The organism is Deltaproteobacteria bacterium (assembly GCA_030690165.1).
In the GTDB taxonomy this organism is placed as follows: Bacteria; Desulfobacterota; GWC2-55-46; order UBA9637; family UBA9637; genus JACRNJ01.
The window spans coordinates 146,343-173,031 of the sequence record JAUYHF010000007.1 but is presented as its reverse complement, the minus strand read 5'-3'; the positions used below and the strand labels follow the sequence as shown (position 1 = coordinate 173,031).

General features: G+C 44.4%; 22 protein-coding genes. All 22 read right to left on the bottom strand.

Annotation, left to right across the window (positions count from 1 at the left end; translation table 11 throughout):
- Nucleotides 1-20: 20 nt before the first annotated feature.
- Nucleotides 21-1,985 (bottom strand): selenocysteine-specific translation elongation factor, encoded by a 1,965-nt coding sequence (selB, locus tag Q8P28_02125; GenBank protein ID MDP2681591.1) that lies wholly within the window; start codon nt 1,983-1,985, stop codon nt 21-23.
- 57 nt (nt 1,986-2,042) lie between these two features.
- The gene (locus Q8P28_02120; GenBank protein ID MDP2681590.1) at nt 2,043-2,723 is read right to left on the bottom strand and encodes a DUF3047 domain-containing protein; all 681 of its coding nucleotides are present in this window, start codon (nt 2,721-2,723) and stop codon (nt 2,043-2,045) included.
- The gene (locus tag Q8P28_02115) at nt 2,723-3,220 is read right to left on the bottom strand and encodes a peptidylprolyl isomerase (protein MDP2681589.1); all 498 of its coding nucleotides are present in this window, start codon (nt 3,218-3,220) and stop codon (nt 2,723-2,725) included. The genes Q8P28_02120 and Q8P28_02115 overlap by 1 nt, the downstream gene beginning before the upstream one ends.
- A 156-nt stretch (nt 3,221-3,376) precedes the next feature.
- Nucleotides 3,377-4,831 carry an HD domain-containing protein gene (locus tag Q8P28_02110; GenBank protein ID MDP2681588.1) on the bottom strand — a complete coding sequence of 485 codons (1,455 nt, stop codon included), beginning with the start codon at nt 4,829-4,831 and terminating at the stop codon, nt 3,377-3,379.
- Between the two features lie 67 nt (nt 4,832-4,898).
- Entirely contained in the window at nt 4,899-6,866 is a 1,968-nt protein-coding gene (locus Q8P28_02105; protein ID MDP2681587.1) for a tetratricopeptide repeat protein, read from the bottom strand.
- Between the two features lie 24 nt (nt 6,867-6,890).
- Nucleotides 6,891-7,673, bottom strand: coding sequence for a biotin/lipoate A/B protein ligase family protein (locus tag Q8P28_02100; protein MDP2681586.1), 783 nt, complete (start codon nt 7,671-7,673; stop codon nt 6,891-6,893).
- 43 nt (nt 7,674-7,716) lie between these two features.
- The gene (accC, locus tag Q8P28_02095) at nt 7,717-9,051 is read right to left on the bottom strand and encodes an acetyl-CoA carboxylase biotin carboxylase subunit (protein MDP2681585.1); all 1,335 of its coding nucleotides are present in this window, start codon (nt 9,049-9,051) and stop codon (nt 7,717-7,719) included.
- Nucleotides 9,052-9,155: 104 nt separating this feature from the next.
- Nucleotides 9,156-9,620: an acetyl-CoA carboxylase biotin carboxyl carrier protein gene (gene accB / locus Q8P28_02090; protein MDP2681584.1), complete on the bottom strand. Its 465-nt coding sequence runs from the start codon at nt 9,618-9,620 to the stop codon at nt 9,156-9,158.
- A 19-nt stretch (nt 9,621-9,639) separates the two neighbouring features.
- Nucleotides 9,640-10,683 carry a Xaa-Pro peptidase family protein gene (locus Q8P28_02085; GenBank protein MDP2681583.1) on the bottom strand — a complete coding sequence of 348 codons (1,044 nt, stop codon included), beginning with the start codon at nt 10,681-10,683 and terminating at the stop codon, nt 9,640-9,642.
- 33 nt (nt 10,684-10,716) lie between these two features.
- Nucleotides 10,717-11,241 (bottom strand): hypothetical protein, encoded by a 525-nt coding sequence (locus Q8P28_02080; protein MDP2681582.1) that lies wholly within the window; start codon nt 11,239-11,241, stop codon nt 10,717-10,719.
- Nucleotides 11,242-11,330: 89 nt separating this feature from the next.
- The gene (gene aroB, locus Q8P28_02075; GenBank protein MDP2681581.1) at nt 11,331-12,437 is read right to left on the bottom strand and encodes a 3-dehydroquinate synthase; all 1,107 of its coding nucleotides are present in this window, start codon (nt 12,435-12,437) and stop codon (nt 11,331-11,333) included.
- A gap of 46 nt (nt 12,438-12,483) precedes the next feature.
- Nucleotides 12,484-12,984, bottom strand: coding sequence for a shikimate kinase (locus tag Q8P28_02070; protein MDP2681580.1), 501 nt, complete (start codon nt 12,982-12,984; stop codon nt 12,484-12,486).
- Nucleotides 12,985-14,220, bottom strand: coding sequence for a chorismate synthase (aroC, locus tag Q8P28_02065; GenBank protein MDP2681579.1), 1,236 nt, complete (start codon nt 14,218-14,220; stop codon nt 12,985-12,987).
- Between the two features lie 390 nt (nt 14,221-14,610).
- The gene (gene pilQ / locus Q8P28_02060; protein ID MDP2681578.1) at nt 14,611-17,496 is read right to left on the bottom strand and encodes a type IV pilus secretin PilQ; all 2,886 of its coding nucleotides are present in this window, start codon (nt 17,494-17,496) and stop codon (nt 14,611-14,613) included.
- Nucleotides 17,493-17,978 carry a pilus assembly protein PilP gene (locus Q8P28_02055; protein MDP2681577.1) on the bottom strand — a complete coding sequence of 162 codons (486 nt, stop codon included), beginning with the start codon at nt 17,976-17,978 and terminating at the stop codon, nt 17,493-17,495. The genes pilQ and Q8P28_02055 overlap by 4 nt, the downstream gene beginning before the upstream one ends.
- Nucleotides 17,979-18,084: 106 nt before the next feature.
- Complete coding sequence (locus Q8P28_02050; protein MDP2681576.1) at nt 18,085-18,672, bottom strand: type 4a pilus biogenesis protein PilO; 588 nt, start codon at nt 18,670-18,672, stop codon at nt 18,085-18,087.
- A 79-nt stretch (nt 18,673-18,751) separates the two neighbouring features.
- Nucleotides 18,752-19,321 (bottom strand): PilN domain-containing protein, encoded by a 570-nt coding sequence (locus Q8P28_02045; protein ID MDP2681575.1) that lies wholly within the window; start codon nt 19,319-19,321, stop codon nt 18,752-18,754.
- The gene (pilM, locus tag Q8P28_02040; protein MDP2681574.1) at nt 19,318-20,382 is read right to left on the bottom strand and encodes a type IV pilus assembly protein PilM; all 1,065 of its coding nucleotides are present in this window, start codon (nt 20,380-20,382) and stop codon (nt 19,318-19,320) included. The genes Q8P28_02045 and pilM overlap by 4 nt, the downstream gene beginning before the upstream one ends.
- Before the next feature lie 14 nt (nt 20,383-20,396).
- Nucleotides 20,397-20,594 (bottom strand): helix-turn-helix transcriptional regulator, encoded by a 198-nt coding sequence (locus tag Q8P28_02035; protein ID MDP2681573.1) that lies wholly within the window; start codon nt 20,592-20,594, stop codon nt 20,397-20,399.
- A gap of 103 nt (nt 20,595-20,697) precedes the next feature.
- The gene (locus Q8P28_02030; protein MDP2681572.1) at nt 20,698-21,558 is read right to left on the bottom strand and encodes a putative Ig domain-containing protein; all 861 of its coding nucleotides are present in this window, start codon (nt 21,556-21,558) and stop codon (nt 20,698-20,700) included.
- Between the two features lie 109 nt (nt 21,559-21,667).
- Nucleotides 21,668-26,248 (bottom strand): PilC/PilY family type IV pilus protein, encoded by a 4,581-nt coding sequence (locus tag Q8P28_02025; protein ID MDP2681571.1) that lies wholly within the window; start codon nt 26,246-26,248, stop codon nt 21,668-21,670.
- 44 nt (nt 26,249-26,292) lie between these two features.
- A complete protein-coding gene (locus Q8P28_02020) occupies nt 26,293-26,649 on the bottom strand; it encodes a hypothetical protein (GenBank protein ID MDP2681570.1) in 357 nt (118 codons plus the stop codon).
- Nucleotides 26,650-26,689: the final 40 nt, after the last annotated feature.

The following is a 26,689-nucleotide window of genomic DNA, read 5'->3' as shown; positions in this document are numbered from 1 at the left end:
GGGGAGAGGGAAACAATTGTTCACTGCTTAGCGCTTAATGTTTTTCTTAACACCCTATAATCCCCGCTTCTCAGCGTAATCTTTTCTTTATCAAAATATTCCAGAAGCTCTATGGCAAATTTTCTTCCGCAGCCGAGAACATCACGGAACTCTGCGGCCTTTATTTTTCCTTTATCATCAACCCATCTTGTCAGCTTATCTTTAGCCTCATCCAACTTAGCCTGAGAGATATAGCTGTCTTCTGTAATCTTGACAACAATACCTCTTTTGATGAGAAGTTGAAATACCTTTTTTATATCTTCTTTTTTACAGGAATGGGATTGCAGAGCCTCGTCCATTTTAACCGGATCAAAATGCCTGCTGGAAAATGCCGATAAAATTGCATCCTCTATCTCCTTATCCAATCCCTGAGTTACGCGCCTGTATGACGGCAGGCTGAATACCTTGCCGGTTCTGGCAATCTTACCACAATTTATAAGACCGCCCAATACAACCTGCAGAATTGCTTTAGGAACAGCGCCTTTAAATGCCTTTGCCATATTATCTTCCTCAATCCCTATATCGCCGGGCATTTGCTTATGATAATTATTTATAATATGAATGACCTCCTGTTCCATCTCATTAATCCTTTGTTTCAAAACTAATTTGCCGCCAATCAGGACAATCTCCTCTTCCCCCTTGTTAGAGGCTATAAGATCCTCAAGCCCCTTTTCAGAAATATTAAGCATAAGCCGTATTGCATGACTGTCTATGCCAAAAGTGTCTTTGTCTGATAAAATGGATATTAAAATTTTGCTTAAATCCTGACTATCTAAAACTTGATATTGCCTTTGTCTATCTTGGGTAGTCGCAGGCTTTAGCCTGCGTTTATCACGCAACATAAAGGTTACGGCTACATTTTCGGGGTAAGGGAGAAGCACACGGCCGCCGCCTATTGTAGCGTTTATGGCATGGTCTCTTAATATGAATCTGTCGTTCCTCATCATAGCCATCGGCTCTTTTAGTCTTACCCGGCCAAACACCTTAGCGCCGGGGCGGACCTCATTCACACCGGCAAATGATACATTTGCCATAGTTTCATCTGTCATGTGGTAAAGCTTGAAGATTGAATAATTTTTTATCGGTTTTTTTGTTGAATTCAGAAATTCAAAGGATACATCAGCTATATCAGTAATCATATCCATATCAGGAGAGACGAGCATATTGCCTCTTTCAATGTCTGTATGAGATATACCGCTTAAGTTTATAGCAGCCCTCTGACCTGCGGCTATTGTGCTTACCTCTTTGAAGTGGCTCTGCATGCCTCTTATTTTCACTTTTTTAGGAGCAGTTGCCCGTTTCGAAATGATAACAGCATCGGCATTTTTATTTATATTACCTGATAAAACCGTTCCTGTAACAACAGCGCCAAAACCCTTTATTGAAAATGTGCGGTCAATAGGTAGCCTGAAAAAACCGCCTTCGGGCCTTTGTAAAATTTTTTCAGCTTCATTTATTATGAGATTTTTAAGATTATCTATGCCGGAGCCTGTTGCAGAGGAAACTGAAATGATGGGCGAGTCTTTAAGGCAGGTATCTTTAGTCAACGTTTTTATATCTTCTGATACTTTATTTATTTGTCCGACGTCAACCAAATCAATCTTTGTAATTACAAATATGCCGCTCTTGATTTCAAGGAGATGCATTATATCAAGATGCTCTCTTGTCTGCGGCATTATGCCGTCATCAGCGGCAACAACAAATAAAACGAGGTCAATGCCTGTAGCCCCTGCCAACATATTCCTTATAAATCTCTCATGGCCAGGCACATCCACAATCCCTGCCTTTGTACCATCAGGCAAATCAAGGTAAGCAAAACCCAAGTCAATGGATATGCCGCGCTCCTTTTCCTCTTTCAGGCGGTCGGTATCCATGCCGGTGAGCGCCTTTATAAGGCTGGTCTTGCCGTGGTCAATATGTCCTGCTGTGCCGATGATTAAGGGCATAAAGAGATGCGATTGGGTAAGATTAGAAAATATTATGGTTGTGTGGAGAAAATAAGATTATTCTTTGGAAAAATATATATCGTCAAAAAAACTCTCTGCGCTGGTCTTTGTATCGTCAGAATCTATCATGAGCGCTATGCTTCCAACTGTTGGAGGCTCTTCGTTAAACAGCCTCTTGTAATCCTCGTAAATATTCCGCTTTTCTGCAAACCATTTCCCGATCTCGCCTGCCCCGCTTTTAAGGACAATATATCTGGTTGTGGATAATTTGGCGCTCGTAACCTCGCTTCCCGCCGGGGCGCTTGTATCCCATATATATCCAAGCATCCTGCTGTTTATCTGAGATGGAAATTTGGGAAATACGACATATATCTGGGCAGCCTGGTCGTCTGTATCTTTTTTCCTCACATCGCCGCCTGTCGGAATCTTTGTTGTCTTCCAGCGCCAGTTAAGAAATGGATAATCTTTTATATTAAACTCAATTTCCTTATATAAGGCAGTGGATGTTTTCTCGCTCCTTAGCCGTAAAACATGGCCTGCCTCGTCCTTTACAATCTGGACATCTGCCTTGCCCTTCCATTCCTTTATTGCCCATTCAGCCGGCGCTGTCCCTTCTTTCAAGCCATTAAAACTGCCGACCGCCAGGATATTGCTCTGGCTTGCAGCAATATCTGAAAGCAGAATACATTGCAATAAAAAAAAGAAGGATACAAAATTGATTTTCCAAACTCTCTTCATCACGGTTGCTCAATTATCTTAACCTTCATCTCCACCCGCTCGTTAGGAATATCACTTGAATCTCTCGGAAGATTGACGATTTTATCCGCCGCTTCCATTCCATTCACAACCTCACCGAAGACGGTATACTCATGATCAAGAAACTGAGAGTCCTTAACAACTATAAAAAACTGTGACCCTGCGCTGTCTGGATGCTGCGACCTCCCCATTGATAATATACCTCTTTTATGGCTTATATTATTAAATTCAGCCTTCACATTGTAACCAGGGCCGCCTGTGCCATAAATATTTTTATTCGCCCCCTTTGTGTTCGGATCCCCCCCTTGAATCATAAAACCCGGTATAACCCTGTGAAATATGGCGCCGTCGTAAAAACCTTCTTTGGAAAGTTTTATAAAATTTTGCACATGATTTGGCGCAACATCCGGATAAAACTTCAACTCAATATTGCCAAATTTTGTTTCAATTACCGCCCTTGTGTCCTTTAATTCTCCCATCTCGCTATCTCCTTTTGTTTCATTTTTTTTATACAGAAAAACAGCAGCAAGTCCCTCCTTGTTAGATATTTATTTTTTCAAAACAATCTATCCTACCTGATATAAAAAGTCAATAATTTTGGCACCAAGGCTGTTAGCACAAAATAGAAAAAAACTCTATCCGTCTTTTGACGCTTCCATTAAATCCTTTATAAATTTAACAGCGTCTCTCTTGTTCTTTATAATCCCACCGCCTTCAGCCTCTGCCAATTTTCTTAATAACCTTCCCACTACAGCGCCCTCCGGAACATCAAATATCTCCATAACCTCATTTCCGTTCAGTATCGGCCGGGGCCTCTTTACCGCATAAATCTTATAATAAAAATCAATGAGGCTTTTTACAAAAGATGCGAACTCAGGGTCATCTCCGCCCCGGGTAGCCCTGGCATCCGCAAGGGAAAGCAGTAGAAGAAAAAGCCCATCCGAGTCCCCCGCAGCCCTGCCCCCCATAGCCCTGAATAGATGCGCCTTAGAACGGTCAGTTAATCTTTCAAGAGACGCTAGATTAAAAACCCTGTGATGATTTCTGATAAGCCTTGAAATGAATGCCGCGGCAGCCCTGCTTAATTTCAACCGCCTTCCTATCCGTTTGCCGGCGCCTTCACCCTCCACCTCATGACCTATAAACCTCATTCTCTCTCCTTCCTGTTTTATCGTTGCCGGCTTGCCTGCGTCATGGATAAAAAGCGCAAGCTTGAATAATCCCTTTTTAGAGACATTGCCAATGGGCATTTGAAAGGAATTATCAATGCTGCCGGCAAATTCCGGCACAAAGGCCTTTAGGTTATTGACCAACCCTTCCCCCTGCTCCAATGTCTTAAATGCATGATATATGAGGTTATAACCTGCCAAATCATTCCACCCTCTGATCTCAGGGATAATTTCGTGGAGCAAAGAGAGTTCATAAAGCCCTTTCACATAATTAACTGACTGCGGACACTCAAGTATTAAAAAAAACTCATCCCTTATCCTTTCCCATGAAGATGTGGTCAAGAGTTCGGCCTTTGTCTTTATGCGCCTTTCAGTTTCCTTGTCTATAATAAGGCCATATTGCGCTGAAAGCCTTACTGCCCGGAGCAACCGCAATGGATCATCATCAAATATCTCCGGTTTAATCTCCCTTATTATTTTATTTTCCGCATCTGTCTGTCCGCTGAAAATATCTATCAAATCAACATCCCTGTTTCTAAAAAGGACGTTTATATCAACAGCCATGGCATTTATTGTAAAGTCTCTATTGTTTAAATCTTCCAATATATCCTTCCCATTGTATGGAGATAGGTCAATATTAAATATGCCGCCATCCCGTTTTACGGTTATCCTGTAAGACCCATGCGCTTTATCAAGCAAAAAAGGACTTCCTTTCAGCCTTGTACCAAGAAGATTGGCCATGTCCATAACCTTGCTGTCCAACGCAACATCATAATCAAAGCCTAATGGCCTTGATAAAACAAGATTGCGCAGCGCCCCTCCTACAAGGTATGCCATTACACCGGCGCTGCTCACAGCATCAAACGCGGCCCTGATGACAGGGTCGTTCTTTAATCTATAGATTACATCAGCCTTCATCATTCAAAAAACCCAAAAAAAGAAAAGGCCGGCTAAACCGGCCTTTGCGAAAATAGTGTAATCTTATGAGTCACAAGAGTTCAACCTCTATCATATCGTCTGTTGATGGAATAGCCCCGGCCTCAATTTCTTCTTCCAGCTTTTTTCTTAATTCCTGAATCTTATAAGAAACCTCTCTAAACCATTCATCCATCTCGAATACGGAGGTAAAGACCTCCAACGCCTCATGCGTGAGGCAGGCGGCCTCGTAGGTCAGACCAAGTTCATACATGATCCCTTTCCGCTCTTCATCTGTCCTTCCGCTAACTTTAAGCCCTTTTAAAAAATTGCCTATAGCCTCCTCGTAATCTCCTTTTGTCCTAAGGCTCAAACCAAGCCTGGCATAACAATCAAATTCAAATACAGGGTTTTTCAAAGCAATCTTGAATTCCCTCATGGCATCATCAAAGAGTTCCATCTCCATATATGCAATGCCAAGGTTATAATGGGTTTCAGTATCCTCTCTGCTCAACTGTTTTTCCACGCCGTGTTTAAATTCCGTAAAGGTCTCCTTACCCTTTTCGTCAGGAGCCCAGGATTCAGTCAAAAAATCCAGGGCCTCTTCCAGCCCTAATTCTGAAGAAAGGTCAACATATCCCTCTTCATCAGGCTGGGACTCCATCTCTCCTATTATAGTTGCCCCTTCAGGCAAAAACCCTTCCAGTCCCAATCCCTCTAAACCATGCTTTGGCGCAACTTCTTCAACTGCCTCTAAAACTTCTGCCTCTTCCACTTGGGGCAGTTCTTCCGCAGGTTCAATGTATTCCGGAGCTATTTCTCCTGCAATCTCTTCTGCACGGGCCTTTTCTTCAGAAGGTATAGGTGATATGCGCTGGGCATCTTCTTTTGTTTCTGCTGCATGAACCTCCGGCATCTCTATGAGAGGCTCTTCTTCTGTTATTTCAGCCGCCTGAATCTCCGGCATCTCTATAATGGGCGCCTCTTCAACCGGCTGCTTTACGCTGGTCTCCGGCTCGCGAGGCGCAGCCCCTCTCCCCGCCTCCTCACTTACCTCTATCATTTCATCCCATGATATTAAAGGTTCCTCTTTCAAGGGGGCAGGCGCTGCTATCTGTTCAGGTTTTTCCCGAGGCTCTTCAAAGAGGTCTTTGGTAAATTCAGGCCATGCTATGAGCGGTTCTTTTGCGGTCTTATCTTCTGCAGGAACTTTTGAAGGTGCAGCTTTTTGAGCAGGCTCCTCTACTGCCGGCTTTATGCCGAGGGCATTCAGGGCATCATTATCTTCCGGGGCAATCTCAAGTATCTTCTTATAAATCTCTTTTCTCTTTTCAGCCTCGCCTTTTTCCTTATACAGGTTTGCCAGTTCTTTCCAATATCTTATAAGATGGGTTTTGTCACCCTTAATCCTGTATACCTCCACAAGCCCTTCTATTATATTTATATTTCTCCTGTTATCAGCATATAACCCTTCGTAAAGCTTTTCAGCCTTATCTATTTTGCCGTCCTTAAGAAGACTATTAAATGCCACGACATATTCCGCAAGCGCATCATTTGTAAACCCTTTCGTCTTATAATAGTCAGCAAGCTTGAGCCTTACCCCGACATTCTGAGGGTCGACTGTTATCATCTTTTTTAAAACATCGATTGCCTCATCAGCCTTTCCCTTCTTTTCATAAAAACTGACCAGAACACTTAATGACGCTACAGCATCTGCTATCAGCCTTTGGTTTGTGTAAAGGTCTGACAGCTTAAAATATATCTCCAACTGTCCTTCATCTAATTTAAGGATCTGCTTGTAAACAGCAATGGCCTTTAGGTTGAATCCTCCCTTTGTATGTATTTTGGCCACCTCGCCATATTCCTTTATGGCCTCATCCTTCTTGCCAACCTTTACATAAAGGTCTCCTACCCGCAAACGAATAGTCGTGTCTTTTGGATACTTTTCGACCACCTTTTTGTATTCGGCAATGGCCTTGTCAAGGTATCCTTTCTGCAGCAGCTTTTGAGCCTTATCTATTATTTTGCTTTTCTCATCCATAGGAATAAAAATAGGGTCATAGTATCAAAGAGTCAAAGTTTTTACTCTGACACTTTGACCCTCTGACTCTCTGACACTTAGCAGTTTATCTCTCAGGTAATTTTCATTATTATTTATATTACCGGCAGTCAGGTTTATGTTCAACCCCTTTCTAATCTTATCTATTAAAATAGCCTTAAACTCATCTTTTTTTATATCGCTGTAAAGTTTAATCCATGCCATCATCGACAGAGACTCCTCTCCAAACAACTGCGCAATCAGATCCCTGTCTACTCCGAAAAGGATGGAACCATGCTGTATAAACGCCCTTTTAAACCGCCTCTGTGCGCTTCCAACAAGTTTTTTATTGTCTATTATAATCTCATATCTGGAAGGAGAATGAAAGCAGGAAGTTTTTTCAAAACCATATTCTATGGCCCTGGAAGTATGCATATCGGCATTAATTTCAACTTCTCTTAATGCAGTAAGCAGGCATCTGCTTATTATTCTGTATGCCCCTGATACCCCCTCTTCAAATAACGGCTCTCCCGCACTGCAAATTATTGAATATGTAATCTCATCGCTATGCAGCACAGCCCTTCCGCCGGTAATCCGCCTGACATAAGGAATTCCTGCTTCCAAACAGTATTTAATAGCATTATCAGCCTTCTGAAAACAACCTATGGAAAGGGTTGGCTCGCTCCATTCATACAGCCTTAAAGTGGGTTGGGAAAGTCTCTGATTGCAGGATTCCAGGATGGCCTCATCTGTTGCCATGTTTTCCAGGCCGTTTTGCGGCAGGTCTATCAATAATCTCCAATCATTCATAGTTATTATTCCCCCTCTTTATCAAAGAGGGGGTTAGGGGGAGCTACCCAAATCTACTCAAAAAATTTATATCAACCTTGCCTGCAATAAAATCGTGGTCATTCATTATCTTTCTGTGCAGCGGAATATTAGTCTTCACCCCTTCGATCTCCATCTCATCCAATGCCATTGCCATCCTGCTGACGGCCTCTGCCCTATTGTCTCCGTATACTATTAGCTTGGCAAGAAGCGAGTCATAATACGGGGGCACAGTATGGCTGCATGATATTGCAGAATCCACTCTTACACCAGGGCCTCCCGGCATATGGAGGCCTGTGATCTTGCCTGGACAGGGTATAAATGTCTCGGGGTCTTCCGCATTTATCCTGCACTCTATTGAATGCCCTCTGATTCTTATATGTTTTTGTTTAAATCTGAGCCGCTCTCCCCATGCAAGTCTTATCTGTTCTTTGACTATATCTATACCGGTTATCATCTCTGTTACAGGATGTTCAACCTGAATCCTCGTGTTCATCTCCATAAAATAATACCGCATATTCTTATCAAGCAAAAACTCCACTGTCCCAACACTGGTGTAACCTATTGCCTTTGCTATCTTTACAGCAGCCTCACCCATATTCCTTCTTAACTTTTCATCAAGCACAGGGGATGGCGCCTCTTCCAATATCTTCTGATGGCGGCGCTGTATAGAGCAATCCCTCTCTCCCAGATAGACAATATTGCCATACTTATCAGCCATAATCTGAATCTCTATATGCCTGGGCGCCTCACAAAATTTTTCAATATATACATCTCCATTTCCAAACGCAGCCTGCGCTTCATTCTTTGCGGTGTGAAAGGCATTGCCGAAACTTGCCGAGGTATGAACAAGCTTCATACCCCTGCCTCCTCCGCCTGCAGCAGCCTTTATTATCACCGGGAAGCCAATCTTCCGCGCAATATCCATTGCATCCTTCTCATCCTTTATGCCGCCGCTGCTCCATGGAAGAACTAACACCCGCAACTTTTCCACCTCTTTTTTGGCCTGAATCTTATTCCCCATAAGGCGCATACTCCTGGAACTCGGGCCTATAAACTTAATGCCGCAGTTTTCACATATCTCCGCAAATTCAGCATTCTCTGCAAGAAAACCATAGCCGGGGTGTATTGCCTCTGCATCCGTAACCTCAGCGGCGCTTATGATGGAAGATGCGTTCAGGTAGCTGTCCTTGCTTTTTGCAGGGCCTATGCATATAGCCTCATCCGCAAGCCTTATGGGCAGGCTGTCTCTGTCTGCCTCGGAATATACAGCAACGGTTCTTATACCGAGCTCCTTACATGCCCGTATAATCCTTACAGCTATCTCACCCCTATTTGCGATAAGTATTTTATGGAACATAGGTTTTAAAAAAGGTTATAGGCGATGGGCTATAGGCAATGGAAAAAATATTCTTGTCTTTTTCTTTTACCTATAGCCTATCGCCTCTTGCCTATAGCCTGTATTTACGCTGTCTCTATAACAAACAACGGCTCGCCGTATTCCACCGGCTGCCCGTTTTCTATCAGAATAGAAACTATCTTGCCATTGAATTCAGATTCTATCTCATTCATAAGTTTCATTGCCTCTATAATACACACTATCTGGCCCTTTTTAACTGTGCCGCCGACCTCTACAAATGGCTGGACATCCTGAGAAGATGCCTTGTAAAATGTGCCAACCATGGGTGATGTAATCTGCTTTAACCTTTCACTCTTAGCAGCCTCTTTTTCTGCTTTTTGTTCTTCTATTTTTTGTTCCGACGCTGTAAGAACAGACGGCGCGGCAACTACAGGCTTTATTTCAACAATCTCCGGCCTAACCATACCCCTCTTTACTTTTAACTTTCCATTTGGTCTTTCAAGTTCAAATTCAACAATATCAGTCCCGCTTATAAACTTTACAATATGCTCAATCTCTTTAAAATCCATAATAACCTCCCTTAATCTTCTACAATATCACCATCTCTTTTGACATCTCTGTCAAAACCTCGCAGCCATCCTTTTTAACAAGGACCATATCCTCAATCCTTACACCGCCCCAGCCATGTATATATATCCCCGGTTCTATAGTGAAAACCATAGCCTCTTCTAAAACATCATCATTATAAGGAGAGATATTCGGCCATTCATGAATAGCAAGCCCAACCCCATGACCTGTGCCATGACCAAAATATTTACCGTATCCGGCATCTTTAATAAAACCCCTCGCCACAGAATCTATATAAGATGCCTTCACCCCTGGCCTTACAGCCTCTATCGCCTTATCATGGGCATCCTTAACTATCTGATAAACCTTTTTTTGTTCCCTGCCAGGTTTACCCATTATAAATGTGCATGTCTCATCTGAATGATAACCCCGGTATCTTGCGCCAAGGTCAACAATAACAGTTTCTGTTTTTTTTATCCTCTTCAGAGAGGCCTTGCCGTGGGGTAAAGCCGCCCGTATGCCGGAGGCGACAATTATATCAAAAGAAAGACCCTCTGCCCCATTTTTTCTCATTTCCATTTCTATATTAAGGGCTGCATCGCATTCCCGTATCCCTGCGGCTATGCAATTCACTGCTGCATTAAAACCAACAGCCGCCAAACCAACGGCCATTCTTATAAGTTTCAATTCACCCGCATTTTTTCTGGCCCTTATCCTGTTAATATCATCAGGCAGAGGAACGAGCCGCTTTCCCCGCAGCAAGACTTTCAGCCTGCGATATATCTCATAAGTAAGCCCCTTTGCCTCAAATCCTATGCGTCTGGGCTTTAGCCTGTTTATTAAAGACGCAACATCTTCAGTCTGTTTTTTATATATCTTTACTCTTAATCCGCTTATCTCGTATCTTGACTGTGCGGCATATCTCCAATCAGTTAAAAAGAATGCCTCATGCAACGTTATAACAATTACCCCGCTCGTCCCTGTAAATCCGCTCAGATAGCGGATATTTTCGGGTGTGGTTATGAGCAGGATATCTATATTCCAGGATGAGAATCTCTCCTGAATCTTCTTTAACCTTGTTCTGATTTCAGTAGATATTTAAAACTCCTTTCTGACACCGGCTGCCGCCCTTTTTAAGTAATATCTTGCCTTCCCAAAGTTGCCTTCAGGCCCAAGCACAATTGCTATAAAATAGTCCTTATTTATAAGCCTCATTATGACAGTAGACCCTTCTGCCGTTACAGATAACTCATCCACCTCGCCAAGCTTAAGCATAGAAGACGCATTTTTTGTCTCCTCTAATATTCTGCCATATTCCACACCAACAGAATCCATATCATAGGCAGCCTTGTCTTTTACATAGTTCTGTATTGCAATACCATCTTTAGCCATGACAGTGCCTGCAACCCCGCCCTTTACATTGTCAACCATATCTTTTAATATTTCGAGAAATCCCATTTTTTGCCCCCCCTTCATAAGCAAAGTTTCGTGGATTTTCTTAGCGCCTTTTTTAAGGCCCTGTCTCTCTAAAACCCCCGCCATTGTCAATGTATAGAATTTATCATCAGGCAGCCAGTCTTCTCCGCCATCTTCCTCTATAACTGTTTCTTCTATGTGTTCCATAATAAGAAAATAATAAAAAACAGGGGAAAATCAGGAATTAGAAAATACAGATTGAGTTTTGAGTTGAGTTTTTAATACTGTGCTTATATTTAGTTTAAAATCTCTGATAAGTCAATGGAAAAATCCGCTCTTCCCATCTGTTTAAATATTACCTTGCCAATATCTTCCACCATCACAAACTTTATATTTCCTCCAGCCGCCTTTTTATCCATCTCCATAGCCTGTAATAATTCTTTAGCTGATAGCTGACGGCTGACAGCTGATAGCTTTATGGGAAGACCAATCTTTGATACCAATCTTTCTATCCTTTCGCAAACATCTTTACTGCACAGGCCGAGTTTAAAAGAGAGCCTTGCGGCAGCAGCCATGCCGATGGCAACTGCCTCGCCGTGCCTTAACTCCTTATAGTCGGTCACGGTCTCTACTGCATGGCCGAATGTATGTCCAAAGTTAAGTATTGACCTTATGCCCGCCTCCCTCTCATCCTCTTCAACCACCCGCGCCTTTATCCCGCATGACACCTTTACAACATGCAGCAGGCTATCTCCCAGTTTGAGAACATCCGCATAATTTTCCTCTAAAAACGAGAAGAAACCGGCGTCCTTGATAATACCATATTTAATAACTTCAGCCAAGCCCGCCTTTATATCCCTCTCTCCAAGCGTCTTAAGAACATCCACATCTAAAAGCGCCATCTTTGGCTGATAGAATGCGCCTATAAGGTTTTTGCCCTTTGGATGATTCACCCCAGTCTTGCCGCCGACAGAACTGTCAACCTGGGACAGGAGTGTCGTTGGAACCTGAATATACGGCACACCCCTTAAGTATGTAGCTGCCGCAAAACCTGCAATATCCCCTACAACGCCGCCGCCAAGGGCAACAATAGGGGATTGCCTCTCCATCTTATATTCAATAAGTTTATCATATATATGCGAGAGCCATTCAAGGCTTTTGTACTCTTCGCCGTCAGGGATATCTATTCTGAAAACCTCAAAACCTGCCTTGCCAAGACTATCAAGCGCCCTGTTGCCATAAAGTTTCCCTACCGTAGGATTTGTAATACAGGCTGCTTTGCCATTAAGACCTTTCTGCTTCATCAACTCTCCCACCATATCGAGATTATTTCTCCCGATATAGATTGGATAGCTTCGCTCACCAAGATTTACAGTAATGCGTTCCATATGTAGTATGCCCATTTATGGGCGTCTTTTAAAAGCGCCGATAAATCGGCAGACTACCATATTAGCTCACTATCTTCTTTATCTCCTCCACTACCTCACCGACAGTTTTTGTAGTCGTATCAACAATAAAATCCGCCTTTTTATAAAATGGCTCTCTTACCTTCAGGAGATTGGATATTGCCCCCTTTTTATCGTCTTCGGAAATAAGCGGCCTTTCATCGCCGCTCCCTACCCTTGAAAGAATAACATCAATTGAAGCAGTTAAACATATCAGAATCCCGTTTTTTTTCAATGCAAGAAGATTTAGGGGATTGACAACAGCCCCGCCTCCGGTGGCAATTATCATATTCGCACCAGGAAACACTTCATTTATCACCTTTGATTCCAATTGTCTGAAATATGTCTCGCCAAATTTTGTAAATATCTCATTTATGTATATCCCTGCCTCTTTTTCTATCAAATCATCCGTATCAATGAATTTGAGATTTAATTCTTTGGCAAGACGTTTTCCAACTGATGTCTTGCCAGTTCCCATAAAACCAGTAAGGATTATGTTCTTCATTTAAAACTTCCTCAAATACTCCAGATACCCCTTATAATTCCTTTTTACCTCATAGATAGAATCGCCGCCAAATTTATCTATAAAGGCATTGGCTATCTCAAAGGCAACAACTGCCTCGCCAACCACTGAAGCAGCAGGCACAGCGCATATATCCGACCTTTCAACACTTGCCTGAAACTGCTTTTTTGTTTTTATATCTATTGACCGAAGCGGTTTATATAATGTTGGTATCGGTTTCATCGCAGCCCGGAGTATAATCGGTTCGCCGTTGCTCATGCCTCCCTCTATGCCGCCGGCATTGTTGGTTTTTCTGTAAAATCCCCCTTTATCCCCCTTTTCCAAAGGGGGAGATGATTTTCCCCTCTTTGGCAAAGAGGGGTCAGGGGAGATTTTATAAAATATCTCATCATGCACCTCTGATCCAAATCTCTCAGCCGCTTCAAACCCTATACCCGCCTCAACCCCTTTTATGGCCTGAATGCTCATAAGCGCCCTTGCCAGATTCCCATCTAATTTTCTATCCCACTGGACATGGCTTCCAAGACCCGGAGGAACGCCGGTTACAGCAACCTCAAATATCCCGCCAAGGCTGTCGCCGTTTTTTCTTGCCCTATCTATCGCCTTTCTCATTTTTTCTGCAATCTTTTTATCAGGACAACGCACATCAGATGCTTCTGCCAGTTTAAAAATTGCTTCTATATCATTCTCCTCTCTGACCCCTGACCCCTGACCCCTGACCCCTGCTATATCCACCACCCAACTCATCACTTTTATCCCAATCTCATCCAGAAATCTTTTACATACTGCGCCAACAGCAACCCGCGCCGCGGTTTCCCTTGCGCTGGAACGTTCAAGAATATTGCGAATATCATACTGGCCATATTTCAAGGCGCCTGCCAGATCCGCATGGCCCGGCCTTGGATGGGTAATCTCTTTGACCCCTGACCCCTGACCCCTGACCCCTGTATTCATAACCTCTTTCCAATTCTCCCAATCTCTATTTTTTATAACCATAGCAATAGGCGAACCTATGGTCTTGCCAAACCTTACCCCCGATGTAATCTCTGCTTCATCTTTTTCAATAGCCATTCTGCCGCCGCGGCCGTAGCCAATCTGCCTGCGGCTTAGTTCTTTATTTATATCATCCGCAGCCAAATTAAGATTTGCCGGCGCGCCTTCCAGAATGGCAGTCAAATATTTACCGTGTGATTCACCTGCTGTTAAGTATCTCAGCATATGAGCTCCTATAAAAAAATCTATTTCTTTCTATCATTTCCGAAGCCTTTATCGGAAATCCATGTTTTGATTTTATCCGGTTCCCTGCCTTAGCAGGAACGAATATGGATTCCCGCTAAAAATATGCGGGAATGACAAAAAAGGTATCATATCATATTCTTCAAAAAAAATGCACCCTTTGAGGGTGCATTTAAAACGATATTTTCACCTGAAAATACCCTCTTTACCCCATCCCCACCCTAACCCTCCCCTTGAAGGGGAGGGAACAAAAAAGTCTCCTCTCCCTCAGGGAGAGGACTGAAACATCCTCAATGGATGTTTCAGGTGAGGGTGGGGTTAATTTTCATCCTTCTTTGTGAGCCAAAGGCTCATGGATGTTTCATACATCCATTAACTTGGCGACAACTCCACTTCGCCGCTTACAATATTCGGCGTAATAAATATCAGGAGCTCTGTCTGGCTTTCTGATGTTGATTTGTTTTTAAAGAGCCAGCCGAGTATAGGGATATCCTTAAGCCATGGTATGCCGCTGCCGGTATCTGACTTATCCTCTATCACAATGCCGCCGATAACCGCTGTCTCCCCGCTTTTTACAATTATCTCTGTAGACGCCTCTTTTTTGCTTATGCTCGGCGTACCGGCAGCAGATCTGAAAGAGCCTATTGAGTTCCTGCTGGCCTTGATTTTCATGCTCACGCTGCCGTCCGGGGTTATATGCGGAGTAACAATGAGTTCAAGTGTTGCATCAATAAAAGAGGTTTGTGTGCCAGAAGAAGATGTTGTTTCAAATGGCACTGAGTCGCCTTGAGATATTTTGGCCTCCTTATTATTCAGTGTGGTAATCCTCGGCCTTGATATGGTCTTTGTCAAACCATTTTTTTCGCCGGCTGATATGCGGAGGTCTAAAAGAAACGGGTCGCCTATAAGTTTACCGAACGAAAAACCCATTGCGCCCAATGTCCCTGCAGCGCCCGCCGCAGGAAGGCTTACCGCAAAATTAGGCTGCGATGAGAACTGCCCCCCTGAGCTGATAAAACTGGGGGTAGTGGGGGTGGTAGTGGTACTAGTGGGGGTAAGGGTGGGCGATGGGGTAGCCGAAGCGCTGCCAAACCCGCTGCTAAACTTATTTTTGCTTGTTGTAAGAGTAGCAGCGCCCCACTGCACACCGAGGTCCCTTGCAAAACTGCTCTGCGCCTCTACGATCCTTGCCTCTATCAAGACCTGCGGCGTCGGCGTATCCAATTTCTTTGCCATGTCCACTGCCTTTGCTATATTGGCAGGGATATCTTTAATAATAAGCGTATTCGTCCTTGCCTCTACTGTAACAGTCCCCCTATCGCTTAATAAGCCTTTGACCTGGGATTCTAAAGCGCTGGCAGTTGCGTAGTTGACAGACAGCAATTTTATCTCAAGGTCTTCAAGTTTTTCCTTTGCCTTTTTAGAGGCAAGCGCATCTTCACTCTCCTGTTTTATCTTAGCAAGGGGCAAAATCCTTACTACATTCCCTTCCTGAACCTTGCCAAGACCGTTTGTTTTTAATATGATCTCGAATGCCTGATCCCATGGAACATCTATCAATCTTAACGAAACCTTGCCTTTAACATCCTCGCCCGCAATAATATTCAGATTGCTGACCTCTGCCATCAATCTCAAAATATTACTTATATCAGCATCCTTAAAGTCCAGAGAAATCTTGCGTCCTGTATAGCCTGATGCCTGTTCCTTGTTTATAGCATCTTCTGCCAGCTTTGTTTCTTTTATCTCCTGACCCCCGATAGAAACATTCGGGGGCAGGCCCCTGAGCTCTGACTCCTGACTTTTTATCTCTGCCATCTTTGGAACCGCCTGCGCCGCTGCGAGCAGCGGAAAATCTATTTGTATTCTTTCGCCTTCCTGTGAAATATCATAAATAGCCTTTTCTTTTAATTTAACAAGTATACGGACATCCTTTGCAGACTCAGTAGTCGCCTGGAATGAGCTTATGCTGGCCACTGGCGTGTTAAGGTCAGAGGCGTCGAGTGTCCGTTTGAGTTCGTCAGGTATTATAGCATCCTTAATATCCAGCGCCAGTCCTGTTTCATCCGGTAATTTTAACAATCTGTATTCTATCTTCTTTGACGCAGTTATAATAAGCCTTGCCTTATCCGCAAGCTGCTTGAAATCAACCGCCTTGATTTCTGCATAATCGGCCTTTACAGGTTCAGGAGCGGGCACGGCTGCCGAAGGCTGCTGTGCTGTTTCCACAGGAGGCTCTTGCGGCGCAGTTACCGGAGCAACTACTGCGGCTGTTTCAGGCTTCTTTACATCAATCCTGCCGACAGTTATTACAAGGGAGTTGTCAACCCTCTCTATTGTATAGGGCGGCACATTCTTCTGGCCTGAATCAAACACGAGCCTCACCTTATCCGGATGTTCACCTACCCTTACCTTCTTTACATAAGGACTGCTTACAGCAAGACCGTCTCCCGGAATTGAACTCTTAACATTCCATACATCCACAACAATCCTTGACGGCGCAGGCTTATCCATTGTAAAGGCATTAAAATCGCCTATCGGCCCGTTGCCAATCACCTTTATTATTGTGCGGTTCTTTTCCTTCCTCGTCTCTATCTTCAACAATTTGTCAGCCTTTTTTATCTCTTTCTTTTCAGCCTCAGCAAGGGCAGGGCCGGCCTCTTCCACAGCCGCCTTTATGGCTTCTTCTTTTTTTGCAATCTCCTGCTGGAGGGGCTCTGTTAAAGGCGGCGCCTCGGCGGCCTTTTCCTCTGCCACTTGGGGCTCAACCACAACAGGTGTCTCAGCCTCATGCTGGGGAATAACTTCATAATTCAAAGCCACCAGAATACTGCCTTCTGCGAGCTTTACATCACTGGCTACCCTCTCCTTTAACCCTATTTCCACTCTGGAAATGGGCGCCATTCCCTCCTCCCCGTAGCTTGCGACAACAATCCTGTTTATAAACTCATTATTAACATCCATCGGGGCCTTTACCTTTTCTATATCTGCCCCTGGAATATCCAGCACCAGCCTTGCCGGGTCAGAAAGCTTAAAGGCAGTGTAGGTTATAGGCCCTGAAGCCTCTATCAATATCTCCCTCCCCCCTCCAACAACCGAAATCTTCTCAATGGCTGCCTTTTCCACTCCCTCTCCACTCTTTATCTGCGACTTAGTAGGCGCGCAACCTGTAAAAAATATAGTAAGCAGCAGGCAGAATATAAAATATGGAAGGAAACCTTTTGTATTTTGCATTTTGCATTTTACATTTTTATTTTTCATCTTAACTCCTCCTCTCCTTTGGGCAGCGGCAGTTTTATTTCAAACTCGTTGGTTACAACCTCGCCGCGGGCCTCTGTAAACCTCTCCTCCACTATCACCCTGTCCTTTTCAATCCGCTTAACCCTTCCTTCCCTGTTCCCGATAAGGTATCCTTTTTTTATTGAATAGCCTTTGCCGTCCGGTGTCTCCACCATGGCTGCGGGGCTGTTAATGCCCCACATTATTGCCACTAATTTTAGCTGCTCCAGTTCATACCTCTGTAAAGGCGTCTTTGGCGCAACAACTGACGGCCTCTCGGTTGCTTTAACAATAAATGTTTTAAAAGGATTTCTCTGCGGATTTACCTCATCCGCTTTAGGCGGAGCCTTCTCTTCTTTTTTTGCCTCTCCAGCAATAGGCACAGTCTCCGGTTTCGGAGCCTCTTTTTTTACCTCTGCCGCAGGGGGCTGTGGCGGCGCGCCTTGCTGGCAACCGACACACAAGGTCGCCAGACACAAGGTCGCCAGACACAAAGTCACCAGACTTGAGTTTTTAGTCTTGTGACTGGTGACTGGTGACTTATAACTGGTGACTTGTAAATTACCCATATTATTTCTTCGCCTCCGGCTGAGGCAGAAACTTAAATGTCGTCGCTGCAAAAGTAGCTGACATCATAATATCACCCCTGACCTCTTTACCGCTTGTTATATTTAAGCCGTTTATATTAACTATCCTTGGCATCCCTGCAACCTTTTCAAAGAAGGAAATAACGCTGTTGTATCCGCCCTCCACCTTCATATCTATCGTCACTTCGGCATAAAAACCCTTTGGGGTTTCCTTTCCCGGCTTAAAGGTCAATATATCCAGTCTTGCGGTCTTAGCCGCATCAGATATGCTTTCGAGAAGATTGGCGATCTCTTTTTCGTTGGGCAGGGCCTCAAGCGCCAGTTTGAACTGGTTGTTCAGATCCTCAATCTCTTTTTTTAATTTGGGAAGGTTGGCGGCTAACCTCTGTTTTTCCGAAACTGTATTCTTAAACCCCTCTAATTTTGCGCTTAAGGCGATTTTCTCATTTAATTTTGCGCCGTATAAAAAATAATAAAAAACCCCTGTTATAACAAGCACGACAGCCCCAAGTATCAAAAGCCTTTTAGAAAGGGACAATTTAAGTATTATATCTACATCAAACTTTGGCACAAGACTCCTTTAGAAGGTCTATTTGTAGCTCAAACCTTCAGGTTTGAAGGTTTATCAAGGCTAAAGCCTTGAGCTACAACTATGCCTTGGGTTTGGCCGCAGGCGGCGGCCCTTTTGGCGCTTCAAGCCTGATAGTAAAACCCGCCAGTTTTATTTTTTCCTTTTCCACCTGATTTATAACCTCAAGCTCAACCTTCCATGAAACAAGGGTTTTTTCAAGCTGGCGCATAAAATCCGCCACTATATCATCAGCCCCGGCAAAACCAATCAGCGTAACAGTTTGTCCGGAATCCTTCAGAGAGTCAATCCACAGTTTTTCAGGGATTGCGGCTGTAATGTCAGAAAATATCTTTAAGTGCCGTCGTTTGTCTATCTCAAGCTGTTTGACTATATTCAGCTTTTCCAAAATCGCCTTCTTTTCGCTTTCAACATTTTTTAATTCCCCTATCTCTTTATCAAACTGGGCGATATTCTTTTCTTCGACGGATATGGAGACGTTGAGTTCAGCTATACTCTTAGTAATGGAAAAGTAAAAAACCCCAAGAACTATAAAGAGCAGCACAATGCTCAGACCTGCCACAGATGCCTGCTGCCTTATTGACTCCTTCTTTTTTGCAAGCCTTACTGGTAAAAGGTTTATCCTTATCATTTGTCGCCAACCTTCCTGATAGCCAGACCGACGGCAACCCCAAAATACGGCGCAATATCCTTAATATAATCAGGGGCAAATTTCCTGGGACTTACTTCCACGCCGGTAAAGGGGTTGACTATCTCAATAGGTATTGCAGTCCTCTCCTGTATAATAGCCGGCAAGCCCTTTGTCTTTGTGCAGCCCCCGCTCAAATAAATCTTGCTGATAAACATTCCGGGGGCGCCGCCGAGGAAAAAATCTATACTCCTCTTAACCTCAAGGGCAACATTGCCTGAGACCCGCTCAATCACCTGAGGGACGCCGCCTGCGTCTATGCCGCTCACCTCTCCGCCAAGCTTTATGGCTTCAGCGTCTTTAAAACTTATGCCAATGGCCTTCTGTATCTCTTCCGTAAACTGGTTCCCGCCAAGAGGTATTGCCCTTGTAAATATAGTTACGCCGCTGCGGAGAACATTTATGCTTGTAATGGTTGCGCCGATATTCACTATTGCTATATTTTCATTAGGCGCAATGGAGTAATTCATCTCAAACATATTTTCCAGCGCAAAGGAATCCACATCAACAATCACAGGCAGGAGCCCGGCCTCTTTTATGACATTGGTATAATCGTTTATAACATCCTTCTTTACAGCAACAAGCATTACCTCCATCTGCCCTCTTCCTTCCGTATCCGCGCCAAGTATCTGAAAGTCTATATTTACATCTGTTATGGGGAAGGGTATATACTGCTCTGCCTCCCACTGAATAGATTCCCCCAACTCTGCCTCAGTCATCACAGGGAGGTTCACCTTTTTGATAATAACAGAATGTCCTGTCAGCGCGGAGACGCAGTTTTTAGTCTTTATACCCTGCTGGGTGACAAGGTCCTTTACAGCGCTCATGACAGTCATAGAATCTATTATGGAGCCGTCAACAATAGCCTCTGGCGGAAGCTGGATTATGCCGAGATTTAACAGCCTCCACCCTTTTTTGGTTGGGGCAAGCTGGATAAGTTTTACAGAGTTGGAGCCAATATCCAGACCTACCACATCGGTTTTTTTAAACAGCGAAAGCTCCATAATTTCCCTCTATATCACTCCTTAAATACCTTGTTCTTTTCAGAAAGCTTAAGCCCAAGGGCCTGAATAATCTTCCGCTTAGTATCCACGCGGCACCCATAGCCGTTCTCAACCCTGTCTATGGTAAGAGAAGAAATGCCGGCCTTTCTTGCAAGCTCAGCCTTGCTTATAAGGAGATTCTCTCTTATCTTTTTCAGATTATTCTTTGGCATAATTTATGCCAACTTTAGTCTAATTTTAAATACTTGTCAAGTATTTTTTTAATTTAGATATAATTTGATATAATTTGACATAAAAGGAAGGAACGGGAACCGGTTATTTAATTTCCACATCAGGGGTCATGGAAAACCCTTGAAAGGCCGTGGCATCGCCATCGCTTACCACAATCTTTATATTGTAGGTAGTAACCGATTTTAAATCTGCCGTAACAGGGATATCCCATCGGATTATGCCTGTTGCAGGATCAATTATCATGCCGGACGGGGCATTTTCAAGAGAATAAGTAAGCGCATCGCCATCCGGGTCATTTGCCTTGACCTCGTACAGATATTTCCCGTTGGAAACAGACACAGGCGGGAATGATATTATCTCAGGCGGCCTGTTGACAATAACAATTGTCCTGGAAAATCTGGTCTTCCCCTTGTCTTTGCCGTCAAACGGCGTAACAAACAAGGTTATAAGCTCGCCCTTCTTAAAATCCTTTGTATCAATCTCCGGCTGGATATTATCAGGCAAGACAGTATCGTTTCTCCGCCACTCATAAAAATAGGTAACCTCATCATCCTCATCAGCATCCTTGCCTGAAACCTCTGCCTTTATCTTGGTTCCCTGGTAAACAATCTTTGGGCTTAACTTTATTAACAGGACTTCCGGGGGGGTATTTTTTTTAGGCGGAGGCGGCAGCGGCAGCTCAACGACTGGACTACTCACTGACCTCTGAGCCACGACCCCTGCCCCCTGTTTTTCTGACCCCTGACCCCTGACCCCTGATTCCTGTTCCGGCCCTGGAATCTCTATCTTTTCTTTCTTGCCCCTTAAGAGGGTAAATAAAAGGATAATAAAGACAGCGGCAATAATATACTTCGTCCATCTTCTATAATCTTTTTTCTCAGATTCGGGTTCCTTTGGCAGAACAATCTTCTTCTTTCGTCTTTCTTCCCATATCTTCTTTTCCAAAAATACCCTCCATAGATACAGGGATCGAGGGTCAGGGATCAGTAAAATCACTGACCACTGTCTTTCCGACCCCTGACCACTGTCTTTCCGACCCCTGACCCCTGTCTTTCTACTTAACTATATGCTTATATATCTCCTCTATATCCACTGTCCCGCCGCCGCCCTCTTTTTCCCTCCAGCCTGCTGGTCCGCTCCTCACATCAAGGGCGGGTTCTGTTTCCACCTCTACTATTGTGCCTGTAGAAGTCTGGATATAACCCTTTGTTTTACTGCCCACAGCAATACCTACTGTAGTTGGCATCCCCTTGCCAAGGCTTTTGCTTCTCAGTACAGTAGTCCCGCTATAGCCTATCACAGGTTTATTATAGGCTGTCCCTGTCTCATAGTATAGGGCATATAGGTTGCTATCCCCTAACATGGCGCATATATCACTGCTGGGTGTAAAGGCGGTAAAAATGACTACACCTCCAAGGACAACGCTTCTGGCAATAACCCTCTCACTCGGAGTCGTTGGGTCAACCAGATTTATATACCAACCTGAGCCTGCCCTTACTGTTGCAAGAAGGTTGGTATATGAACTGTAAGCCTGGGTGCCGGTTGCGCAAGTTCCGGAACTTGTATCATAAATCCCCCCGCCGCCCGCGGATGTGCAAACTGCTAAATTGCTTGAATTAAGAAGAGCGGTTTGCAGGTATGGGTTAGCAGAGGCAGGACAAGGGCTTGTTGTCGTATTCGTTTTCCAACATGCATCCTTTATACCATAGAAGGTTTGAGGGTCAGAATTGGTCTTATCAGCACTAGCCAAAAACCTCCCTGTTCCAAAGAATACCCAGAAGTTATTAAGGCTGTCCTTTGACACAGATGGCCCGACAAGAACCGGTTTCCCCTGATTTATAAGGGTTGATAACGCCCAATTAGCCGGGTTGGCATCCTGATTTGTATTTATCCTGAATACCTTCCCGCTGTTTGTAGAAGTGGCGCTTCCTATATAAATTACATCAGTTGTATAATCCAGATCGCCATCAATTACAGTCGGGTCGCCCATGAATGTATTGGCGTCAAGGACGGCGCCGGCATTGTTTATTCCAAGATTGGTAAATGTAATTGCCGCTGTCCCGTTTAAAAGATTTACGACAAATATCCTGCCTTGCTGCGTGCTTGTCCCATCATAGCCCCGTGTGCCAGCAGGGACATTATTGTCAGGCCCTGAACCGACCACCATAAACCACTTCTCAGGACTGCTGTTTATATGGATAATGCCGGGATAACTGGTTGTAAAACCGAGGTTGGCGTCAGTAAACCTCCAGAGTAGTTTCGGCTTCTTTTCAGGATTCGTTATATCAAAGACATAATAGGCAGACCTGAATGTCCTGGTGGTTCCGCTTATATCTGCAGTTATCGCCCCTCCGCCAAACCTCATGCCTGCAATCAGAATAGTGCCCCAGCCGCCAGGGTGAGATACGCCGGTCTGCCCATCAATACAATTAGGCGTGGTAGGCGGAGTTAAACTTGCATCGCTGTCGCAGAATATCCTTACATCCGTCACCTTTGGCTTGAGGTCGGTGTAATAAATATGGGTATAATTTGGATCTGTAAGCCACTTTAGATGAGGCAGGTTATCATAGGGAATAAATGCCCATAATTCTGAACCCATTACAACACCGGGCCAGTCAGTGGTTGCATTTGGAACAAACTTGCCATGCTCTACATCTGTAGTAACTGCATTATCCCCTGCTGTATACACCCCTGCGTTAAAGGCATGGAGCATACCATCATTTGCGCCGACATAGACTATATTTCTCCTGTCTCTGTATAAATTTCTAAAATTAGTATACGAAGCTATGCCATAGATTTGATCATACCCCTCACGTGGACCAGCAACAGTTGTGGGGGTTGAATACACAATGTCTCCAAGCGCCCATACCCTGTCTGTGGCTCCTGAGCAGCCTGTTTCCGTAGTTGCCCCAGTAACTGGGATGCATCTATTTCGATATCCGGTTACATTATTGCCAGCTACAAAATTTATTATATTAGTAGATTCCGGATCGTCCGCTGCCCTGATATATTGTCTTAGCGCAGTTGCGCTGCTGCTGACAAATGGATATGCCTCGCCGGAAGGAAGCGGTGATACTCCAAAATCACCATTGTCAACAACGCCGTCGTTGTCAAGATCCACCCATGTATAGATATTCCGCGTGGTTATATCCTTTGCAAGTTTCTCACCTGCCTCCCAGAGAGTTGCTACAGCGTCTATAGCAACGGTGTTATTCACAGTATCAATCTTTGAACCATCAGCATTTAAAGTGGCAGGATCCGCGTCGCCGTCCTCCGGGCTTACATCATTATACAGGTCGGCCTTAACCTCATTAGTAGAGGTATCAAGCCGCATCCTGATTATCTTGTCATTCTTAAATATGAGTGTGCTGTCAGCATCGCTATCCTCTCTCAGGTTTCCAAAGGAATCCAGAAACATGCCTCTGCAATAGCCAAGCCAGCTTCTCTTTGTGCCGTCATCCATTATCTTCTCAGGGTAATAGTATGCCTGATAAAGCGCGCCCTCGCCTTCCTGAGATGTGGCCAATATAGAGACCGATGTGCCGGATGCGCTTCTTTTCATAATGCTGGCAATGGCATTTGTAATACTTGCCTCCAGCGCAAAGCCGTCATCCCCTTCAAAATAGGTAATCGGGTCATCCGCAGCTGTAACACTTCCATCTCCGTTTGAGTCCCGCAGATATTCTCTTAAATCCGGACCAGGTTTGCCGTCTCCATTCATATCCTCAAACCCACCGTATATGGCTGCGTCCTTTAACAGTGTGGACCCGCTGCCAAACATAAATACAGGGTAAATGACGACATTCTGTGTTCCTGGTATGCACTGCTGCCAAGAAGTAGGGGTAGTGGTGCATGCCCCTGGACGCGCATCGGTGCTCCTTGCCCAGTATGCCGCATCAACAAGATAATCTGTGCCGCTGGATGTATAGGTCTGCCCATTATTCGTCCCGCCAAGTCTGGGCTGCCCCGCGGCTGAACTGGTTGAGCTTCCATCTGTATTCACTCCCTTGCCCCATGAAAAGCCCGGAGGACCCTTTATGCTGGCATCCATAGTTATATCCTGAGTTGATTCGCCGTCTGTCAACAGCAGGATAAACGACTTGGCGCAAGGCACATACTGGTCAGTAAGTCCTGAACCTGCCAATGTGGAATATCTGTAATAATACGGGTCATTAAACACATTGCCTGTTGCATAATCTGCAGGGGCATTAGCATAAAACGGCGCATCCTGCCTGAAGTGTCTTATCATCTCATATAGGGTCTCGCCCAAAGGCGTCCACGTGCTTGGAGCAAGACCGCTTATGGAGGTTATCATATTAACCGCAGAGCCGAAACCCACATATTCCTGGACGCGGCCGCCGTTGCTCGAATTAGCGTAATACGCCAGTCCAAACCTTGCGTCACTGCTAAGATTATCAATAATCCCGCTTGCAGGCGTCATGCCCTGGTCAATAATAATATTGTATGGCCCGCCTGATGGGGTGCCGGATGTAACAACCAGATAGACCTGCGTTGCGCGATGGTAACAACCAGCATTGCTTTGATTTGGTCTAATCCCAAAGCCTTCCAAATTACCTGATGGGTTCCCTATATCTTTAATATCTGACCACTGCCATGCGGCGCCTGTTGCAGGATTGGTAGCCCAGTTGAATGAATATGCTGTAGCCGGGTATGAGGTTGCTATAGCTGTAAATCCAGAATCATAATCTACCCCGCCTATTCTTAATACACCCCTGGTTCGTCTTAGGAGAGTGCTGCTACAATTACTTTTCGCAACTACCCGAACTCCCACGTTCGTGATAGTGCCGGTTTTTGCGCCTGCATAGTCGTAACCAAACATAGCCGGACTTGCAGTGCCCTGAGCCTGGATATATGTGGTATCGGCGTCGTTTGAAATCGTCGGAGAAATTGTGTCATCCACATCCTCCCATGCATTAGTAGCCGCAGGAAAAACAGTCCATCCGGCAGGGATAGAGACATTTGCATTGGGAGAAGTATAAACAGTGTCTGTGCCTGCTACCACCGGCACCATAGAAAAGTTGGCGGTAGATGACACATTGTAACGGTAATTCCCTGTAAACGGGGCAATGAGGTTTGCTGAGCTTGTGTTATCAAAGGTTTTGAGAAACCCCCATGTTGTTTCACCGAAAAGCTTCACAGTAACCGCGCCTGCCGGGGACCGGGGAGAGGCCTTGCCGCCGATTAAGAGCTTTTTAGCTACACTAATCCTGCTCATGGTTGCCCAATTCAGAAGGTTACCGCTGGCAATGGGATTGGCAATTGTGGCAGACGCAGAAGGCAGGGTTTCATCTGTCTGAATACCATCGCCATCAGTATCTGTAACAGGAAAAATCTCCCATCTGCCGTTGTTTGTGTATTGGTAGTATTTGGTAGCGTCAAATAAGCCGTAATACTGTCCGCTTGAGAATTGGGTGGGATCGTAAGTAGTAGCATACGCCTCGTCATTCATACTGCCTGAATTATCCAGCACAAGCAGCACATTTGGCTGTATTGATGTGGAAATAAACGGCGGCGTGGATGTATAATCCGACATGGTCTGCGCCATTACCTTACAAGTAAGGGGTGTCCATAAAATCATTCCCAATAATATGGTTATTATAGATAGCCGTTTCATATATGTTCCCTCCTTTAGCTTGCTGTTCTAAATAAAATAAGAAGTTATTTTGGAATAACTTTAATAATATTTATCTCTTTTATCATCATATCCTCAGCAATGTACCGAACCTCATACGGCGGCTCCAAAGTATCAATGGAGATGTAATTTCCCTTTGCATCTTTTATTCTGACATCAGGGGATAATCCAAAGATGTTGCCCCCATCCATCATCATCTCTATTTTGCTCAAATCGGGTTTTTTAGCCTTATCAGCAGCGGCGCTGTCAAGCCCTATAATCTTCACCAATTTCCCCTCTGTCCAATCCGAGCCATCTGTCTTTCCCGGCAGCGCCAACAACATAGAACCAAATAAAACCATAAACAACGATGATATTAGAATAATTTTCAAAACCTGTTTCATATGCACCTCCCGTTTTTAATCTCTCTGACCACTGGCCGCT